This is a genomic window from Bacteroides sp. D55t1_190419_B8, assembly GCF_015558905.1.
In the GTDB taxonomy this organism is placed as follows: Bacteria; Bacteroidota; Bacteroidia; order Bacteroidales; family Bacteroidaceae; genus Bacteroides; species Bacteroides vicugnae.
Genome location: NZ_JADMOU010000001.1, coordinates 187,736 through 208,066 on the forward strand (window position 1 = coordinate 187,736; position 20,331 = coordinate 208,066).

18 protein-coding genes are annotated in these 20,331 nt (G+C 42.0%); 14 read left to right on the forward strand and 4 right to left on the reverse strand.

What is annotated here, in order from left to right; all coding sequences use genetic code 11:
* Window positions 1-54 precede the first annotated feature (54 nt).
* Both I2I13_RS00705 and I2I13_RS00710 read left to right on the forward strand, forming a co-directional pair.
* Window positions 55-3,396, forward strand: coding sequence for a glycoside hydrolase family 2 TIM barrel-domain containing protein (locus I2I13_RS00705; protein ID WP_370540787.1), 3,342 nt, complete (start codon window positions 55-57; stop codon window positions 3,394-3,396).
* A 30-nt stretch (window positions 3,397-3,426) separates the two neighbouring features.
* The gene (locus tag I2I13_RS00710; protein WP_074560289.1) at window positions 3,427-4,515 is read left to right on the forward strand and encodes a phosphotransferase enzyme family protein; all 1,089 of its coding nucleotides are present in this window, start codon (window positions 3,427-3,429) and stop codon (window positions 4,513-4,515) included.
* Window positions 4,516-4,672: 157 nt separating this feature from the next.
* Here the strand turns inward: I2I13_RS00710 and I2I13_RS00715 are convergent, their stop codons facing one another.
* The 3 genes from I2I13_RS00715 to truA form a co-directional block, all read right to left on the reverse strand.
* Window positions 4,673-5,338: a DUF3256 family protein gene (locus I2I13_RS00715; protein ID WP_195648472.1), complete on the reverse strand. Its 666-nt coding sequence runs from the start codon at window positions 5,336-5,338 to the stop codon at window positions 4,673-4,675.
* Between the two features lie 44 nt (window positions 5,339-5,382).
* Window positions 5,383-6,285, reverse strand: a complete 903-nt coding sequence (locus I2I13_RS00720; protein ID WP_004301754.1) for a DMT family transporter — start codon at window positions 6,283-6,285, stop codon at window positions 5,383-5,385.
* A 68-nt stretch (window positions 6,286-6,353) separates the two neighbouring features.
* Window positions 6,354-7,109: a tRNA pseudouridine(38-40) synthase TruA gene (truA, locus tag I2I13_RS00725; protein WP_195648473.1), complete on the reverse strand. Its 756-nt coding sequence runs from the start codon at window positions 7,107-7,109 to the stop codon at window positions 6,354-6,356.
* 129 nt (window positions 7,110-7,238) lie between these two features.
* Between truA and I2I13_RS00730 the strand changes: the two genes are divergently transcribed.
* The 3 genes from I2I13_RS00730 (at window position 7,239) to I2I13_RS00740 (ending at window position 10,701) form a co-directional block, all read left to right on the forward strand.
* Complete coding sequence (locus I2I13_RS00730; protein ID WP_148364320.1) at window positions 7,239-7,736, forward strand: hypothetical protein; 498 nt, start codon at window positions 7,239-7,241, stop codon at window positions 7,734-7,736.
* A gap of 20 nt (window positions 7,737-7,756) precedes the next feature.
* A complete protein-coding gene (locus tag I2I13_RS00735) occupies window positions 7,757-9,409 on the forward strand; it encodes a flotillin family protein (protein ID WP_148364319.1) in 1,653 nt (550 codons plus the stop codon).
* 161 nt (window positions 9,410-9,570) lie between these two features.
* Window positions 9,571-10,701 (forward strand): ATP-binding protein, encoded by a 1,131-nt coding sequence (locus I2I13_RS00740; RefSeq protein WP_195648474.1) that lies wholly within the window; start codon window positions 9,571-9,573, stop codon window positions 10,699-10,701.
* A 378-nt stretch (window positions 10,702-11,079) separates the two neighbouring features.
* Here I2I13_RS00740 and I2I13_RS00745 read toward each other — a convergent pair whose 3' ends face one another.
* The gene (locus I2I13_RS00745; RefSeq protein WP_008775467.1) at window positions 11,080-11,517 is read right to left on the reverse strand and encodes a DUF6078 family protein; all 438 of its coding nucleotides are present in this window, start codon (window positions 11,515-11,517) and stop codon (window positions 11,080-11,082) included.
* A gap of 91 nt (window positions 11,518-11,608) precedes the next feature.
* Here I2I13_RS00745 and I2I13_RS00750 point away from each other — a divergent pair, with 91 nt between their 5' ends.
* From I2I13_RS00750 to I2I13_RS00790, 9 genes are all read left to right on the forward strand, one after another.
* Window positions 11,609-12,286 carry a DUF5715 family protein gene (locus tag I2I13_RS00750; protein ID WP_195648475.1) on the forward strand — a complete coding sequence of 226 codons (678 nt, stop codon included), beginning with the start codon at window positions 11,609-11,611 and terminating at the stop codon, window positions 12,284-12,286.
* Window positions 12,287-12,399: 113 nt separating this feature from the next.
* Window positions 12,400-13,956 (forward strand): ATP-binding protein, encoded by a 1,557-nt coding sequence (locus tag I2I13_RS00755; RefSeq protein WP_167511724.1) that lies wholly within the window; start codon window positions 12,400-12,402, stop codon window positions 13,954-13,956.
* Between the two features lie 74 nt (window positions 13,957-14,030).
* A complete protein-coding gene (locus I2I13_RS00760; RefSeq protein WP_195648476.1) occupies window positions 14,031-15,023 on the forward strand; it encodes a PhoH family protein in 993 nt (330 codons plus the stop codon).
* 86 nt (window positions 15,024-15,109) lie between these two features.
* Window positions 15,110-16,054: a phosphoribosylaminoimidazolesuccinocarboxamide synthase gene (locus tag I2I13_RS00765; RefSeq protein WP_074560066.1), complete on the forward strand. Its 945-nt coding sequence runs from the start codon at window positions 15,110-15,112 to the stop codon at window positions 16,052-16,054.
* Between the two features lie 162 nt (window positions 16,055-16,216).
* Window positions 16,217-16,954, forward strand: a complete 738-nt coding sequence (gene ubiE, locus I2I13_RS00770) for a bifunctional demethylmenaquinone methyltransferase/2-methoxy-6-polyprenyl-1,4-benzoquinol methylase UbiE (protein ID WP_148364314.1) — start codon at window positions 16,217-16,219, stop codon at window positions 16,952-16,954.
* A gap of 42 nt (window positions 16,955-16,996) precedes the next feature.
* A complete protein-coding gene (locus I2I13_RS00775) occupies window positions 16,997-17,743 on the forward strand; it encodes a shikimate dehydrogenase (protein WP_004304542.1) in 747 nt (248 codons plus the stop codon).
* Window positions 17,744-17,761: 18 nt separating this feature from the next.
* Window positions 17,762-18,712, forward strand: coding sequence for an alpha/beta hydrolase (locus I2I13_RS00780; RefSeq protein WP_195648477.1), 951 nt, complete (start codon window positions 17,762-17,764; stop codon window positions 18,710-18,712).
* A gap of 72 nt (window positions 18,713-18,784) precedes the next feature.
* Complete coding sequence (locus I2I13_RS00785; RefSeq protein ID WP_009000513.1) at window positions 18,785-19,702, forward strand: YgcG family protein; 918 nt, start codon at window positions 18,785-18,787, stop codon at window positions 19,700-19,702.
* 47 nt (window positions 19,703-19,749) lie between these two features.
* The gene (locus I2I13_RS00790; RefSeq protein ID WP_195648478.1) at window positions 19,750-20,331 is read left to right on the forward strand and encodes a LemA family protein; all 582 of its coding nucleotides are present in this window, start codon (window positions 19,750-19,752) and stop codon (window positions 20,329-20,331) included.

The window sequence follows — 20,331 nt, forward strand, 5'->3', positions numbered from 1 at the left end:
ATATTGAGATACATGAAATTTCGACCAACCCCCAATTTATTAACAGGCATTTTCATGGGAATATTTTCCCTGACAACACTTAGTACAATGGCTGAGAAAGCCGTGAAACCTTATTGGCAGGACGTGCAGGTAGTTGAAGTCAACAAAGAGTATCCACGTACTTCTTTTATGACATACAACAATCGCGCTGATGCTTTGAGTGGCAAGTTCGAACGAAGCAAGTATTACCGCTTGTTGAACGGAACCTGGAAATTCTACTTCGTAGACTCTTATAAAAAGCTTCCCGACAACATTACCGATCCGAACACCAATACAGATTCGTGGGATGATATTCAGGTGCCCGGAAACTGGGAAGTACAAGGACACGGAATAGCCATCTACACCAATCATGGTTATGAATTCAAACCTCGGAACCCGCAACCTCCTACTCTTCCCGAAGCCAATCCGGTAGGAGTTTATCGCCGGGACATCGATATTCCGGCAGACTGGGACGGGCGGGATATCTACTTGCATCTGGCAGGAGCTAAGTCCGGCGTATATGTATATATCAACGGACAAGAAGTAGGATATAGTGAAGATTCCAAAAATCCGGCAGAATTTCTTATCAACAACTATGTGAAGCCCGGAAAGAACGTACTTACAGTTAAAATCTTCCGTTGGAGCACCGGTTCATATCTTGAATGTCAGGACTTCTGGCGTATGAGTGGTATTGAACGCGATGTTTTTCTGTATTCACAACCTAAAGCCGCTCTCAAAGATTTCCGAATTAAGTCTACGCTGGACGACAGTTACAAAAATGGAATCTTCGGTTTAAATGTCGATTTGAGAAATCATGAAAAGGCTGCAACTAATCTTACATTAGTTTATGAACTATTAGATGCACAAGGAAAAGTTGTAGCTACTGAAGAGAAGACAGCCTATATTCCATCGAACGAAGTGCGTACACTTTCTTTCGATAAGAATCTGACAGATGTCAGCACATGGACTTCCGAACATCCGAATCTATACAAACTGTTGATGACAGTAAAAGAGGATGGCAAAGTCAATGAAATCATTCCTTTCAATGTAGGATTCCGCCGGATTGAGATCAAGCCTATCGAACAGAAAGCTGCTAACGGAAAACCATATGTCTGCTTATTCATCAACGGTCAGCCTCTGAAACTGAAAGGGGTAAATATCCACGAACATAATCCGTCAACAGGTCATTATGTAACAGAGGATTTAATGCGCCGTGACTTCGAACTTATGAAGCAGCATAACTTAAACAGTGTACGCCTTTGCCACTATCCGCAAGACCGCCGTTTCTATGAGCTTTGTGATGAATACGGACTTTATGTATATGATGAAGCCAATGTGGAAAGCCACGGAATGTATTATGATCTCCGGAAAGGCGGTTCACTGGGAAACAATCCCGAATGGCTGAAACCACACATGGATCGCACCATCAATATGTTTGAACGTAATAAGAACTACCCGAGCGTTACATTCTGGTCGCTGGGAAATGAAGCCGGAAACGGATATAATTTCTATCAGACTTATCTGTGGGTGAAAGAGGCAGACAAAGACCTGATGAATCGTCCGGTCAACTATGAACGTGCTCAATGGGAATGGAATTCCGATATGTATGTTCCGCAATATCCGGGTGCCGACTGGCTGGAAAATATCGGAAAGAATGGTAGTGACCGTCCTGTAGCCCCTTCCGAGTACGCACATGCCATGGGAAACTCCACTGGAAATCTGTGGGGACAATGGCAGGCAATTTACAAATATCCGAATCTCCAAGGCGGATATATCTGGGACTGGGTAGACCAGGGCCTTCTCCAAAAAGATAAAAATGGAAGAGAATACTGGGCTTACGGAGGTGACTTCGGGGTAGACGCACCGAGCGATGGTAACTTCCTCTGCAACGGTCTTGTCAATCCGGATCGTGGTCCGCATCCGGCAATGGCTGAAGTGAAATATGTACATCAGAATGTAGGTTTTGAAGCAGTAGATGCCGCAGCCGGTATATTCAAAATCACCAACCGTTTCTATTTCACTAACCTGAAAAAGTATCAGATTCACTACCATATACTCGCTAACGGGAAGACAATAAAAGGTGGAAAAGTATCTTTGGATATTGCTCCGCAAGCCTCTAAAGAGTTCACCGTACCGGTAAATAGTCTGAAAACCCAACCGGGAACAGAATATTTTGTCAACTTCAGTGTAACAACCACAGAGCCTGAACCGCTGATTCCAACCGGATATGAAATTGCATACGACCAGTTCCAACTTCCTATTCAAGCAGAGAAGAGTATTTATAAAGCAAACGGTCCGGCATTGAAAACAATAACCCAAGGAGATGAATTAATCGTTTCTTCCTCCAAAGTAAACTTTGTATTCAACAAGAATAGCGGATTAGTAACCTCGTATAAAGTAGACGGTACTGAATATTTCAAAGACGGATTTGGTATTCAGCCTAACTTCTGGCGTGCTCCTAATGATAATGATTATGGTAACAGCGCTCCTAAACGCTTGCAGGTATGGAAGCAATCAAGCAAAAACTTCCGCATAACGGATGCTACCATGACAACAGAGGATAGAGCAGTTTCTTTAAATGTGACCTACTTATTGGCTGCCGGCAACTTGTATGTCGTCATTTACAAAATCTATCCGAACGGAATAGTCAACGTAAATGCCAAGTTCACATCAACGGATATGCAGCCTACAGAAACAGAAGTTTCCGAAGCTACCCGCATGGCTACATTTACCCCCGGAAGTGATGCTGCCCGCAAGGCTGCCTCCAAATTGGAAGTCCCCCGTATCGGGGTGCGTTTCCGCTTGCCGGCACAGATGAATAATGTACAATACTTTGGCCGTGGCCCGGAAGAGAATTATATCGACCGCAATCACGGAACGCTCGTTGGCGTATATAAGACAACAGCGGATCAAATGTACTTCAACTATGTGCGTCCACAGGAAAACGGACATCACACAGATACCCGTTGGATCGCCTTATCTCCTAATAAAGGAAACGGTCTGGTTTTGGTAGCGGACAGTCTTATCGGATTCAATGCCTTGCGCAACTCTATCGAAGACTTTGACTCTGAAGAAGCTCTGCCCCACCCTTACCAATGGAATAACTTCAGCCCGGAAGAGGTTGCCAATCACGATGAAAACGCTGCCCGCAACGTATTACGTAGAATGCATCATGTCAACGACATCACTCCCAGAGATTTCGTTGAAGTTTGTGTGGATATGAAGCAACAAGGAGTAGGCGGATATGACAGTTGGGGCGCTCGCCCGGAACCTTTCCACCAAATCCCGGCTAACCGTGATTACCAGTGGGGCTTCACATTAGTGCCCGTTCGCTCGGCTAACCAGGCCAACGAAGCTGCTAAATATGATTATCGATAACCTTTGTATAAATTTTTAAAGAAAAAAAACATGAAAGATTTATCTAGCATCGTAGCTAAATTTAAAGTCCAAGGTACGATAGAAGAAATCAAACCTTTGGGTGCAGGACTTATCAACGACACTTATAAAGTAAATACCAAAGAAGCAGATGCTCCCGACTATGTTTTGCAACGCATCAATCATGCCATTTTCCAGAATGTAGAAATGCTTCAATCCAATATTACTGCTGTTACCAATCACATTCGCAAGAAACTGACGGAAGCCGGAGAATCGGATATAGACCGCAAGGTGTTGAGTTTCCTCGAAACAGAAGAAGGTAAAACATACTGGTTCGACGGTGACAGCTATTGGCGTGTGATGGTATTCATCCCACGTGCAAAAACGTATGAGACGGTGAATCCCGAATATTCCAACTATGCAGGAGAAGCCTTCGGCAGCTTCCAGGCTATGTTGGCCGATATTCCGGAAACATTGGGTGAAACCATACCCGATTTCCACAACATGGAGTTCCGCCTCAAACAACTACGTGAAGCCGTTGCAAAGGATGCTGCCGGACGGGTATCAGAAGTGAAGTACTATTTGGATGAAATAGAGAAACGCGCAGATGAAATGTGTAAAGCTGAACGTTTATATCGTGAAGGAAAACTTCCCAAACGCGTTTGCCACTGCGATACGAAAGTGAATAACATGATGTTCGACGAGGATGGTAAAGTGCTTTGTGTCATCGACCTGGATACGGTAATGCCTAGCTTTATATTCTCCGATTATGGTGACTTCCTACGTACAGGTGCCAACACAGGTGATGAAGACGACAAAGACCTTGATCGTGTAAACTTCAATATGGAAATATTCAAAGCATTTACCAAGGGTTATCTGAAAGGAGCTAAATCATTCCTGACGCAGATCGAGATTGAAAATCTTCCTTATGCGGCTGCTTTATTCCCATACATGCAGTGCGTGCGGTTCCTGGCAGATTATATCAACGGAGATACTTATTATAAAATCAAATATCCGGAACACAACCTCGTTCGCACCAAAGCACAATTCAAATTACTTCAAAGTGTGGAAGCAAACACACCGGAAATGACAGCGTTCATCAACGAATGCTTGTTAAATTGAGAATTGAGAATTAAAAATTGAGAAATAGGGATTATTCAATAATCCCGCTGATTAAAAATATCAAAAAGGCAACTAACTCGTAAAGAATTAGTTGCCTTATATTTTTTTATTTTGAGAATATCCAGAGATAGCCACAGCGCAGCTTATTTCTCAATTTTTAATTCTCAATTCTCAATTTAACAAATGCTCCATTTTTCCAATGGTAGACTACAGGGCAGCGGAGAAACGGTTTCAGTTTCTCTGCTGTTTCTTTTGACATATAGTCGGGGGTTGTTAACGTAAGTGTCAGTTCCGTATTTTCTTTATTAAAATCGGCTTTCATCAATAGCATATCTGCCGAACGACGTGCTTCATCAAACTTATAAACTCCTATTGAATCGGGAGCATTCAGAAAATCATCCATCAAGGGCAAGGTAATAAAGAGAGATGTAGTAAGCGGTTTCCAGTCGTCCGTATAGAAACGGATGCTGCTATCACAAGCAGGAGCACAAACAGTAGAGACTGTACAGATTACGTTCGTTGAATCATTTAGTGCCAACACTTTCATCTGCCAGGTAGATTGAGCTGACATTTGCATACGGATATAGTCTTTACCAAGATCAGTCATCTCCGACTTCTTGCCGAAACGGTTTTCCACTTGCGCTTTCATCTTACTTTCCAGAAAGTCTATACAATCTTCACGATTCACTTTTGTAAGCAAGGGACTTAAAGAATCCGGCATATTCACAAACAAAGTTTTGGCTTCTTGCGCCTGAAGAGCAGTCGAAACAAAAAGTCCGACAGCAGAGAAGAATATAGTGATAACAAGTTTATTTATTTTCATATCTGTCTTATTTAACCTATGACAAACAGTCTTGTGTTACTGTTTTAACTTTTAGACCCCAAATATAAGAATATCATTCCGATTAACACCAGTATAAGGTCAATCGCTTTGCTTTTTAAATTCTTTTCACGGAAGAAAAGCGCACCGAAAGTGAAAGAAACAACCACACTTCCCCGACGCACCATCGAAACGATAGAAATCATCGAATCGTCGTAACTTAATGCGTAAAAGTAAACAAAATCGGCAGCAGAAAGGAAAATGGAAATCAGGATAATCGTCCAATCCCAGCGGAACGGAGTAGTGGACTTTCTTTTAGGCCACCAAAGCAACAGCAGGATAGGACACATGATAAACACCTGATAAACATTATACCAAGATTGCACCAGCATCGGATTCAGAGACTTCATCAGATATTTATCATACAAACCGCTGATAGCACCTGTAATGGCAGCCAATACAATAAAAAAGATCCATTTGTTATGCTTAAAATCAATTCCTTCTTTCTTTCCCGAACGGCTCAACATAAAGAAAGAGGCAATGGCCAGCATCACGCCAATCCATTGATAGAGATTCAATCGTTCACCAAATACCAGCATAGCTCCCACGAGCACCATCACCGGACGGGTGGCATTGATAGGTCCCACAATGGTTATGGGTAAATGCTTCATTCCGAAATATCCGAATATCCACGAAGACAATACGATGAACGACTTGATGATAATATATTTATGCTGTTCCCAACCAGCAACGGGAACATTGAATATCGTTCCTCCCAACAAATCCGGTTGATAAACGGATATCAGGATAAACGGTAGAAAGATGAGACTGGAAAAAAATGTATTTAGAAACAAGACAGGAAGTACTGCATTATCTTTCAACGATTTCTTCTTGAATACATCATAAAAGCCCAGCAAAGTAGCCGATAGGAATGCTAATAATAACCACATAAGATGATTTACGATTTGACGATTTACTATTTACGATTGAAATTTCCTAAATGATAAGATGCTATTGGTCAGGTAGATTCAAATATATTTTCCGGATACTCCACATTGACTAAAAACAGGGCTTGCCCCGGAGCAGATGTCCCGGCTTTGCAACGGTCCTGCTGTTCTATAATCCGCCGGAAACCTTCAATAGTCAGTTTCCCGCGTCCCACTTCAATGAGTGTGCCTACGATGGCTCGCACCATATTCCGCAGAAAACGGTCGGCACGAATCGTAAATACCCAGGTAGCATCTTTTTCTTGCGTCCATTCTGCATGGGTGATATGACAAATATTGGTCTTTACATCCGTATGAAGTTTACTGAAACTCGTAAAATCGTTGTACTCGAAAAGGATACGCGCAGCTTCGTTCATGCGTTCATAATTCAACTGGTTATAAAGCCGCCAGCGATATTGCCTGTTAAAAGGATATTTCGATGTCGTCACATAATATTTATAAGTTCGCGCAGTCGCATCAAAGCGGGCATGGGCATCCGGCCGAACCCGGCAAACACGATAAATGGAAATATCGGGAGGCAGCAGACGATTTAATTTATCAGTAACAGAAGTAGTATCCAACGGTTCATCGGAATCAAAATGAGCAACCATCAGAGAGGCATGCACTCCCGCATCCGTCCGGCCTGCTCCTATTACTTCAATTTCGCGACGCAGAAAGGTAGACAATGCTTTCATCAGACATTCCTGCACACTAATCCCATTCGGTTGAATCTGCCAACCGTGATAGTTGGTTCCGTCATAAGCCAAATAAATAAAATACCTTTGCACGCTAATTCCTCTCTTTTAGGGTTTTCGCGCGCAAAAGTAGTCATTTTATCTCATTTATCTTTGTATAATTCGCATAAACCTGTATATTTGGAGAACAAAATAATCATGATTCACTAATACCTCACAATTATGAGTAGTACCATTTTCCTTATTATTGCCCTTGTGACAACAGGAATATTTGTAATCCAATTCGTTCTATCCATCTTTTTCGGAGACATAGATGCCGATGTAGACGTGGATGCTGACATCAGCAGCGTAGTTTCTTTTAAAGGACTAACTCATTTTGGAATCGGATTCGGTTGGTACATGTATTTAGCGGGAAACACTGAAATTCAAAGTTATGTCATCGGCATTCTAGTGGGTCTTTTCTTTGTTCTCGCTGTGTGGTTTCTCTATAAGAAAGCTTATCAACTGCAACAAGTGAATCATTCTGAACAGACAGATCAACTTGTAGGACGGGAATGTACTATATACTTCAAGCAAAGTGACAGCAAATATACAGTACAGACAAGCCGGGACGGAGCAATGCGCGAAGTAGACGTCATCTCCGAATCCGGAAAAGCATATCAGACGGGTGACAGAACAATCATCACCCGTTATAAAGACGGAACGCTATTCATTCAATAACTATTCAAATACACAATTCTATGACACAAGAAATGTTGATTATGGCTGCTATATTAGTGGCAGTCATCCTACTCACTTTTATTGGTATCCTTTCTCGTTACCGCAAATGTAAGAGTGATGAAGTCCTCGTTGTATATGGTAAAACAGGAGGAGATAAGAAGTCAGCGAAGCTATATCACGGTGGTGCAGCTTTCGTATGGCCGATTATCCAGGGATATGAATTCCTTTCCATGAAACCCATGCAGATTGAATGCAAACTGACGGGTGCACTGTCTGCTCAGAATATCCGTGTGGACGTGCCGACTACCATTACTGTAGCTATCAGCACTGATCCCGAAGTAATGCAAAATGCTGCTGAACGTATGCTGGGTTTGACGATGGACGACAAACAGAATTTAATTACCGATGTCGTATATGGTCAGATGCGTATGGTGATCGCCGATATGACTATCGAAGAATTAAATTCAGACCGCGATAAGTTTCTGGCTAAAGTAAAAGACAACATCGATACTGAACTTCGCAAGTTCGGTTTGTACCTGATGAACATCAATATCAGTGACATTCGCGATGCTGCCAACTACATTGTCAACTTAGGTAAGGAAGCTGAAAGTAAAGCTCTGAACGAAGCACAAGCTAACATCGAAGAACAGGAAAAGCTGGGTGCTATCAAAATTGCCAATCAGATTAAGGAACGCGAAACCAAAGTTGCAGAAACGCGTAAAGATCAAGATATCGCCATCGCAGAAACGAAGAAACAACAGGAAATCTCGGTTGCCAATGCAGATAAGGACAGAATTTCTCAAGTAGCCATCGCCAATGCGGAAAAAGAATCACAAGTAGCAAAAGCTGAAGCTGAAAAGAACATCCGTATCGAACAGGCGAATACCGAAAAGGAAAGCCGTGTTGCCGAACTTAACTCGGATATGGAAATCAAGCAGGCGGAAGCTGCCAAGAAAGCTGCCATCGGACGCAATGACGCACAGAAAGAGGTGGCTCTGTCAAATTCAGAACTGGCCGTGACGCAAGCTAATGCCGACAAGCAAGCCGGTGAAGCTGCCGCCAGATCGGAAGCTGCCGTACAAACTGCACGTGAAATTGCCCAGAAGGAGGTAGAAGAAGCCAAAGCACGTAAAGTAGAATCTTCATTGAAAGCTGAAAAGATCGTTCCTGCGGAAATCGCCAGACAGGAAGCTATCCTACAGGCTAACGCCATTGCCGAAAAGATTACTCGTGAGGCAGAAGCACGCGCAAAAGCTACTTTGGCACAAGCGGAAGCAGAAGCAAAAGCTATCCAGATGAAACTGGAAGCAGAAGCGGAAGGTAAGAAACGTTCATTACTTGCTGAAGCGGAAGGTTTCGAAGCAATGGTAAGAGCAGCCGAATCGAACCCGGCCATCGCTATCCAATACAAGATGGTAGACCAATGGAAGGAAATCGCCGGCGAACAGGTAAAGGCATTCGAGCACATGAACTTAGGAAATATCACGGTATTCGACGGAGGAAACGGTGGCACAAGCAATTTCCTGAATACATTAGTAAAGACAGTAGCTCCGAGCCTTGGTATATTGGACAAGCTTCCTATCGGTGAAACAGTGAAAGGCATTATCAATCCGGACAGTAAAACGGAGGAAGAGCCTGCAACGAAAGCTGAAGAGAAGAAGGATAAGAAATAATCCTGCTCCGACAAATAATAGTGCGCTGATGAAAGAAAATGATTGTTCTTTCATCAGCGCACTATTTATATACACATAAACAAAAAAAGTCTTTGAATATTCCCCAATTATTACGTTCTTTGTATTACATAAAATATGTAACATAAAAGATATAATAAGATATGAAACCATATAATCCATTCCTTGTGTACGGTTACAACAGTCCGGAATACTTTTGTGACCGGGAAAAAGAAACTGATAAAATGATTTCAGCGTTACAAAACGGGCGGAATCTGACATTAATATCTCCTCGGCGTATGGGAAAGACGGGACTCATCAAAAATGTATTCTACCGGATGAAACAGGAAAAGAATCCGAATACCGCCTATTTCTACATGGATATCTATCCCACACGCGACTTAAAGGCATTCATACAATTGCTTGCTCAAAATGTTCTCGGGAAATTGGATACCCTGTCCCAAAATATACTCAGGCAAATGACCGCTTTCTTCAAATCTTGCCGCCCCATAATCAGTACTGACGAAAGAAGCGGTATGCCTACCGTAACTCTGGACTTTGCCCCTGCTCATGCCGAACAGACACTAAAAGAAGTGCTCGACTATATGGCAGCTTCAAAAAAACATTGTTACCTTGCCATTGATGAGTTCCAACAGATTACAGAATATCCGGAAAAAGGTGTAGAAGCATTGCTCCGTTCTCATATCCAATTCATGCCAAATGTACACTTTATCTTTTCCGGAAGTAAAAAACATGTAATGGAAGAAATGTTCAGTTCTGCAAAACGACCTTTTTATCAAAGTACCCAGATTATTGTATTAAAGGAGATTCCATTGGAGAATTATTATTCATTCGCACACTCATTCTTTGCCAAAGAAAAAAGAGAGCTACCGTTAGAAACATTCTCCTACTTATACCAACTTGAAAACGGACACACCTGGTACATTCAAAGCATACTCAACCGATTGTATGAGAAGAAAATCAACCCTATTGATAACCGACTGGTAGATAGCTGTATAAACGACATTTTAGATGAACAGGAAACCATATACCAAAGTAACCTGACACTACTAACCAACAATCAAGTGGATCTATTGAAAGCTATTGCCACAGAAGGCTGTATAAAAAGTATAAATGCCAATGACTTCATCAAAAGGCATCATCTAAAAACGCCCAGCAGCGTTAACGTGGCACTGAAGTCCTTACTAAATAAAGAACTGATATATAATACACCAGATGGTTATATTGTCTATGACCGTTTTTTCGGAAAATGGCTGAAAGACACAGTGATCTAACCACACTAGAAATGATTTGGCAATTTCATTTCTCATATTCTCATAATATTTGATTAATAACCTACTAATCAACAATATATAATATGAGAAATACTTTTCAATAAGGTATTTCTCATATTATTTTGCCTGAAAAAGTCGTAAATAAACGGTATTTCTCATACTTATCATCATGCATTTCTCATACCGAAACTGATATTCAATAAACGGAAGTATATACCTTCTTTTTACTTTCATACAGACTTCCTTTGTCCCATATATTGTGGGAAGAGATTCCCTAGCTGGAGGGAAAAGATTCCCCCATTTTGTGGGAAAGTATTCCCACATTTTATGAGAATACTTTCCCACAATATATGGGACTATCGGAACTAATAGATATCCTTAACCTAGATCATAGTATTCTATGTATTCGTCAAATTGAGGTGATCCGGCAACGCCCCTCTTGCGGAAAAGTCCTTGTATATATTCCTGCTCCTTCGGCTTTATCAATCGCTCTTTGTTGCAGCAACGGTAATAAACAGTCTTGCCGAAATAGGAAATCATCTGCCGTTTAATAATGTTGGCATCAGCAAGGGGCACACGATCCAATATATGTTTCATTCCCCGTGCAAAAAGCAAAGGCTTTTCATCAATAAAGTAAGTGCAGTCTCCGCCATCGGAAGTGATATGTTCGGGATTGATAACCGTTACAGCAGCCCGTTCTTTCGGCATCCGGAGAGTTACTTGTCGACGCAGACATTTGTCCGCGCGCAAACAATGTCCATTCAAGCAATGAGCAAAGCTGACGGGCATAGAATTGTAATCGAAATCTGTTTTCATGTGTGTTATGTTTAGTGTGAAATGGTCTATTTTTATAAACCGCTACAAATGTATAAAAAAATAGCGTATATTTGCGGGCAAAAAATACAAAATGACTATTTATAAGCTTCGCATATTACCGCTATTTTTATTAGTTATTGGGGTGACAACGCTTACTTCGGGCTGCAAAAAGAAAGATATGTCACTGAAACTGAATGAGCCACGCAACATTCGGGGTGTTGTCAGCTACAAACGTTCTTTCCCTGATTTGAACGACGCACATCTGAAAGCCGCTAAAAAGATCGGTATTAGTCCGCTGGCAGACCGAGAGGAAGCGGAAGCAATGAAAGAAAAGCTGACTCATATCACTGATAATGAATTTTATGCAGTGGATTCATTAACACACTCCATTCCCTACCTCGTTCCACGCGCCAGTGCATTGCTCGATACAATAGGTTCCAACTTTCTCGATTCATTGGCTGCCAAAGGTTTGAATCCTAATCAGGTAATCATCACCTCCGTACTACGCACCGAAAACGATGTGAAACGTCTCCGCCGCCGCAATGGAAATGCCTCCGCCAACTCTGCACATTGCTTTGGAGCAACCTTTGACGTCAGTTGGAAACGTTTCAAAAAAGTAGAAGACAAAGATGGAAGACCGTTGCAAGATGTAAATGCCGACACACTGAAACTTGTCCTGTCCGAAGTTTTAAGAGACCTGCGACAAGCTGAAAAATGCTACATCAAATACGAATTGAAACAAGGTTGTTTCCATATTACTGCCCGATAAATATCTTTTTCCAAAATCTTTGACCAGCATATCATAAAACCTTCAAGGTAAATTTTGCGTTAAGATGAAAAACTGCTATCTTTGTATGATTCCAACGCTAAAAAAATCAGATTATGGGCAAGCTTTATCCTATCGGCATACAGAATTTTGAAAGTCTTCGCAAAGACGGTTATCTCTATGTAGATAAAACCAAACTTATCTATCAATTAGCAAAGACCGGCCGTTATTATTTTCTTAGCCGTCCCCGCCGTTTTGGAAAAAGTCTGCTGATATCTACCCTTGAAGCTTATTTTTCGGGGAAAAAGGAACTTTTCAAGAATCTAGCCATAGAGGAACTGGAAAAAGAATGGATCAAACATCCCATCCTCCACATTGATCTCAACACCGAAAAATACGATACACCGGAAAGTCTGGAAAATATCTTAAACTTCACACTGGTAAAGTGGGAGCGACTGTATGGCACCTCTTCATCAGAGACCACCTTTTCTTTGCGCTTCCGTGGAATCATCGAACGGGCTTATGAACAAACCGGGCAACGTGTCGTCATTCTTATTGATGAATACGACAAACCCATGTTGCAAGCAATTGGCAACGAAGAACTTCAACAGAAGTTCCGCAACACAATGAAGGCTTTCTACAGTGTATTAAAAACAATGGACGGATTCATCAAACTCGCTTTCCTGACAGGTGTCACTAAGTTCGGAAAAGTGAGTGTATTCAGCGATCTCAACAATCTGATTGATATTTCAATGGACGAACAGTACGTGGAACTCTGTGGTATCACAGAGAAAGAAATCCACGACAATATGGAAGAAGACTTGCATATATTGGCAGACAGACAGAAAATGACTTATGAAAAAGTATGTTCTGAATTGAAAGAATGTTATGATGGTTACCACTTCGTAGAAAACTCCATAGGAATATATAATCCTTTCAGTCTACTCAATACGTTCTATAAAATGAAATTCGGTAGTTACTGGTTTGAGACCGGCACTCCGACTTATCTGGTAGAATTACTTAAAAAATCCAATTATGATCTTCAACGTATCACGCATGAAGAAACGGATGCAGATGTACTGAACAGTATTGATTCGACTTCCCGAAATCCGATACCGGTTATTTACCAAAGTGGATATCTTACAATCAAAGGATTCGACAATCGTTTTGGGATTTATAAATTGGGATTCCCTAACCGGGAAGTAGAAGAAGGCTTTGTTAAATATCTTCTTCCTTTCTATACGAATATAGATTTAATTGAATCCCCTTTCCAAATACGTCAATTTGTGGATGAAGTGGAACAAGGTGATTACAACGCCTTTTTCCGCCGCCTGCAAAGTTTCTTTGCCGATACACCTTACGAATTGATACGCAATTTGGAGCTGCATTATCAAAATGTGCTTTTCATCGTATTCAAACTCATTGGGTTCTATGTAAAAGCAGAATATCATACTTCTCGGGGACGCATTGACCTCGTCTTACAAACCGAGCGTTTCATTTATGTTATGGAATTCAAGTTGGATGGAACTGCCGAAGAAGCTCTGCAACAAATCAATGACAAACATTATGCACAAGCATTTGCCACAGACAAACGACAAATATTCAAGATAGGCATCAATTTCAGTAATGAAACAAGAAACATCGAAAAGTGGATAGTGGAAGATTTGCAGTAAAATTCACCTCTAAACAATCAGAGAATCCAAAACGTTTCATTAAATTTGCAGAAATTTTTCTTTAATACGATTGAATGATAGAGAAACTGATTGTTCTTGAGGATATTGATCCGGTTATTTTTTACGGCGTAAACAACGCCAACATACAGTTAATTAAAGCTTTATATCCAAAGCTACGCATAGTTGCCCGAGGCAATGTCATCAAAGTGCTGGGCGACGAGGAAGAAATGTGTGCCTTCGAAGAAAATATCACCAAACTTGAAAAGTACTGCGCCCAATATAATTCACTGAAAGAAGAAGTTATCATTGACATTATAAAAGGAAATGCGCCGCAAACGGAACAGACAGGAAACGTGATTGTGTTCAGCGTCACGGGAAAACCTATCATCCCCCGAAGCGAAAACCAGTTGAAACTGGTAGAAGGATTCGCCAAGAATGATATGGTATTCGCCATCGGTCCGGCAGGTTCGGGAAAGACATACACCGCTATCGCTCTCGCCGTACGTGCATTGAAGAATAAAGAAATCAAAAAAATCATCCTTAGCCGCCCCGCCGTAGAAGCCGGAGAAAAGCTCGGTTTCCTGCCCGGCGACATGAAAGATAAGATCGACCCATACCTGCAACCTTTATACGATGCCCTGCAAGATATGATACCTGCTGCCAAGTTAAAGGAATACATGGAATTGAACATTATCCAGATTGCCCCGTTAGCCTTTATGCGCGGACGCACGCTGAATGATGCAGTCGTGATTCTTGACGAAGCGCAGAATACTACCGCACAGCAAATCAAAATGTTCCTCACCCGCATGGGTATGAACACCAAAATGATTGTGACGGGAGACATGACACAGATTGACCTTCCCGCTTCACAAACGTCAGGATTGGTGCAAGCTCTCCGCATCTTGAAGGGAGTGAAAGGTATCAGTTTTGTTGAACTGAATAAAAAGGATATCGTACGCCATAAACTGGTGGAACGTATCGTGGATGCTTACGAAAAATTCGACAAAGAAGCGAAAGCCGAACGTAATGGTTCACCACAGAGGACACAGAGTACACAGAGGATTTAATCCTGATATTTCAATAAACTCTCTGTGTACTCCGTGTCCTCTGTGGTGAAATTAAAGAAAGAAGCATAATTTTAATATATATCATTATGAATGCATTAACAAAAACAGATTTCAACTTTCCGGGACAGAAAAGCGTGTACCACGGAAAAGTGCGCGATGTATACAACATCAACGGCGAAAAACTCGTCATGGTAGCAACCGACCGTATTTCGGCCTTTGACGTAGTACTTCCTGAAGGTATTCCTTACAAAGGACAAATGCTGAACCAGATTGCAGCTAAATTCCTCGATGCCACTACTGACATCTGTCCGAACTGGAAAATAGCTACTCCGGACCCAATGGTAACGGTAGGTGTATTGTGTGAAGGTTTTCCGGTAGAAATGATTGTACGCGGTTACCTGTGTGGTAGCGCATGGCGTACTTACAAAAGCGGTGTACGCGAAATTTGTGGCGTGAAGTTGCCGGACGGAATGCGCGAAAACCAGAAATTCCCGGAACCCATCATTACTCCGACTACGAAAGCTGAAATGGGATTGCACGACGAAGACATCTCTAAGGAGGAAATCCTGAAACAAGGACTGGCTACTCCGGAAGAGTATGAAATTCTCGAAAAATATACATTAGCCCTTTTCAAACGTGGTACTGAAATCGCAGCAGAGCGCGGACTAATCCTCGTAGATACAAAATACGAATTCGGTAAACACAACGGTACTATCTACCTGATGGACGAAATCCACACTCCGGATTCAAGCCGCTATTTCTACTCTGAAGGTTATCAGGAACGTTTCGAAAAAGGCGAACCGCAGAAACAACTTTCTAAAGAATTCGTTCGTGAATGGTTGATGGAAAACGGTTTTCAGGGCAAAGACGGTCAGAAAGTACCGGAAATGACTCCGGCTATCGTACAAAGCATCAGTGACCGTTACATCGAATTGTTCGAAAACATCACCGGTGAGAAATTTGTGAAAGAAGATACTAGCAATATCGCTGAACGTATATTCAAAAACGTCGAAACTTTTTTGAATAGCTGATAAGCGATAAATGACAGATAATAAATGATAGTTGATAGATGATAAATGATAGTTAATATGCAGCTTATCGCATATAATTATTGACTCTGTCATCTTACAACTATCATTTATCAACTATCTTCTTCAACTATCAACTATCATTTATCAACTATCAACTAAAAAATGGATTACCCGCAACAACATATCAAGCCTTACGACGAAGAAGGGAAAAAGACCGAGCAAGTGGAACGTATGTTCGACAATATCGCACATGCCTACGACAAGTTGAACCATACCTTATCTTTAGGTATCGACCGCAGCTGGCGCAGAAAAGCTATTGCCTGGTTACGCCCTTTCCAACCGCAGCGCATGATGGATGTAGCGACCGGCACAGGGGATTTTGCTATCCTCGCCTGCCGCAAACTGCAACCTGCCGAACTGATCGGCACGGACATCTCGGAAGGTATGATGAATGTGGGACGTGAAAAAGTAAAAAAGGAAGGACTGTCGGATAAAATATCTTTTGCCCGAGAGGACTGTACTTCACTCTCTTTTGCCGACAATAATTTTGACGCTATCACTGTAGCTTTCGGTATCCGCAACTTCGAAGATCTCGACAAAGGGCTCTCCGAAATGTGCCGCGTACTGAAACCGGGCGGCCATCTTGTAATTCTGGAACTTACCACTCCGGACCGTTTCCCGATGAAACAACTGTTTTCCATCTACTCTAAAGTCGTCATTCCATTATTGGGCAAGCTTCTCTCCAAAGACAACAGTGCCTACCACTATCTGCCGGACACGATCAAAGTATTTCCTCAAGGGGAAGTCATGAAAGGAGTCATCGCACGAGCCGGATTTAGCGAAGTCAACTTCAAACGGCTGACTTTTGGCATTTGCACTCTTTATACCGCGACAAAATAGTACCAAATCATTATGAATGATTAATTTAATCCTGATTGCATTATGGAAAAATATGGTTTAATCGGCTACCCTCTGCGACATTCATTTTCTATCGGATACTTTAATGAGAAATTCAAATCCGAAGGTATCAATGCAGAGTATGTGAATTTCGAAATTCCCAGCATTAATAACTTCATGGAAGTTATCGAAGAGAATCCCAATTTATGCGGGCTTAATGTGACTATCCCCTACAAAGAACAAGTGATTCCTTTTTTGGATGAACTCGACCGTGATACCGCAAAGATAGGTGCAGTGAATGTCATTAAAATCATCCGCCAGCAGAAAGGAAAAGTCAAACTGGTTGGCTACAACTCCGACATCATCGGATTCACTCAATCCATTCAGCCTTTATTGCAGCCTCACCACCAAAAAGCTTTGATTCTGGGTACCGGCGGAGCTTCCAAAGCCGTCTACCATGGGCTGAAAAACTTGGGTATTGAAAGTATATTCGTATCACGAACCCACAAAGCCGATGATATGCTGACTTATGAGGAACTGACTCCCGAAATCATGGCAGAATATACAATCATCGTCAACTGTACTCCCGTAGGAATGTTTCCCAAGGTAGATTTCTGTCCTAATATTCCTTATGAGCTACTGACTCCAAACCATTTGCTCTACGATTTGTTATATAATCCTAATGTTACGCTATTCATGAAAAAAGGAGAAGCACAAGGGGCTGTTGTTAAAAACGGTCTGGAAATGTTGCTGCTCCAGGCATTTGCCGCATGGGAGATATGGCATAAATAAGGATTAGAAAGAATTTTTATGAGGAGAAAAGTTGTATATAGCATCATTATTATCATGCTGGCATTGACCGGCTGCACCATCGGAGGAAGTTTTTATATGTTAAACTTTTCATTGACTCCGAATGCCAAGATTTTGTCTAAAGATGCCGACTCTTATCCCTTCATGTATAGAGACTACCCTTTCCTACGTCCATGGGTGGACAGCCTGAAACAAGTGGACGCACTGAAAGACACTTTCATCATCAATCCGCATGGAATACAACTTCATGCGTATTATGTTGCTGCTCCCCAGCCCACCAGTAAGACAGCAGTCATTGTACATGGATATACAGATAATGCTATCCGTATGTTTATGATTGGTTATCTATATAATCGAGATTTAGGATATAACATATTACTTCCCGACCTGCAACATCAGGGAGAAAGTGAAGGTCCGGCCATCCAGATGGGATGGAAAGACCGTTGGGACGTATTGCAATGGATGAACATTGCCAATGAAATTTTCGGAGACAGTACGCAAATGGTTGTACACGGCATTTCAATGGGAGGTGCGACAACCATGATGGTGTCCGGTGAGGAACAGAAGCCATTTGTTAAATGCTTTGTTGAGGATTGCGGCTACACTAGCGTATGGGATGAATTCTCACATGAGCTTAAAGCCAGTTTCCACCTTCCTCCTTTTCCACTAATGTATACCACAAGCTGGCTCTGCGAAAAGAAATATGGATGGAATTTCAAAGAGGCTTCCTCACTGAAACAAGTAGCCAAATCACAGCTTCCGATGTTGTTTATTCATGGGGATAAAGATACGTATGTACCCACCTGGATGGCATATTCGCTCTACGAAGCCAAACCGGAACCCAAAGAACTATGGATTGTGCCGGGAGCGGCTCATGCTGTTTCATACAAAGAGAATAAACAGGAGTACACCGACCGAGTCTGTGCATTCGTTGGGCGATACATTCATTAAACCTATTATAACAAAGAGTTTTAGATTCATAACAGAAAAAGTTTCTATATTTGCAAACGTAAAATAATCGTTATGAAATCAATATTGACTTTTATACTAGCTACTTTTCTTCTGTTCCCACTACAAGCTCAAGAGAAAGTATACACGGTGGACAACCTCCCGAAAGTTCATCTGCAAAACAAAATGCAATATGTTTGCAACCCGGCCGGCATACTTTCACAGGCTGCTTGTGACAGTATAGACTCCATGCTTTATGCCTTGGAACAACAAACAGGAATTGAAACGGTGGTTGCCGTAGTTCCTTCAATCGGAGAAGAAGATTGTTTCAACTTCTGCCACCAGCTACTCAACCAATGGGGTGTTGGGAAAAAAGGCAAAGATAATGGATTGGTCATTTTGTTGGTCACAGATCAACGTTGTATCCAGTTTTATACCGGTTATGGCCTGGAAGGAGTGCTCCCCGATGCGATCTGCAAAAGGATTCAAACCAAATATATGATTCCTTACCTGAAAGATGGAAATTGGAATGCAGGAATGGTGGCTGGTCTTAAAGCAACTTGCCAGCGTCTTGACGGTTCCATGGAAAACGATGCCCTCTCCGATTCGAACGACGGTGGTTCCTTTGATTTTGTTCTTGCCATCCTTTGCTTTATTGTCATCGGTGGAGGTCTTGCTTTCTTTTCTGCACGCAGGCAAAGCCGTTGTCCGAAATGCGGTAAACACCAATTGCAAAGAACCGGAAGTGCAGTCGTATCCCGGATTAACGGAGTGAAAACTGAAGATGTCACCTATACATGTAGAAACTGCGGACATACCATCATACGTCGTCAACAAAGTTATGATAGCGACTACCATCACCGGGGAGGTGGCGGAGGCGGTCCATTTATCGGCGGCTTTGGTGGAGGTAGTTTAGGAGGCGGAGGCGGTTTCGGTGGAGGCAGCTTTGGCGGAGGAATGGGAGGCGGTGGTGGTGCCGGCTCACGTTTCTAAAGAAAATAAGAAAAAACAGATTATCAAATTCAATAAAAACAAGAAACATGAAGAAGTCAATTATTATCATCTTAGCCGTTGTGGCTATCCTTGTCATATGGGCAGTAAATGTATATAACGGTCTGGTTACTATGGACGAGAATGTAAGTGGCCAATGGGCAAATGTAGAGACTCAATACCAACGCCGTGCCGACTTGATACCTAATTTGGTAAATACCGTGAAAGGATATGCGACACATGAAAAGGAAACATTAGAGGGAGTTGTTGCCGCACGTAGCCAGGCAACTCAAATTAAAGTGGACGCTGCCGATCTGACACCGGAAAAGCTGGCGCAATACCAAAAGGCACAAGGTGCTGTAACATCAGCACTGGGCAAGTTATTAGCTATTACCGAGAATTATCCGGACTTAAAAGCTAATCAAAACTTCCTGGAATTACAAGCTCAACTGGAAGGAACTGAAAACCGTATCAATGTAGCACGCAAAAATTTCAATGATACTGCACAGGCTTATAACACCAATATCCGCCGTTTCCCAAAGAATATCTTTGCAGGAATGTTCGGCTTTGATAAGAAAGCATATTTTGAAGCAGAAGAAGGAAGTGAGAAGGCTCCAAAAGTAGAATTCTAA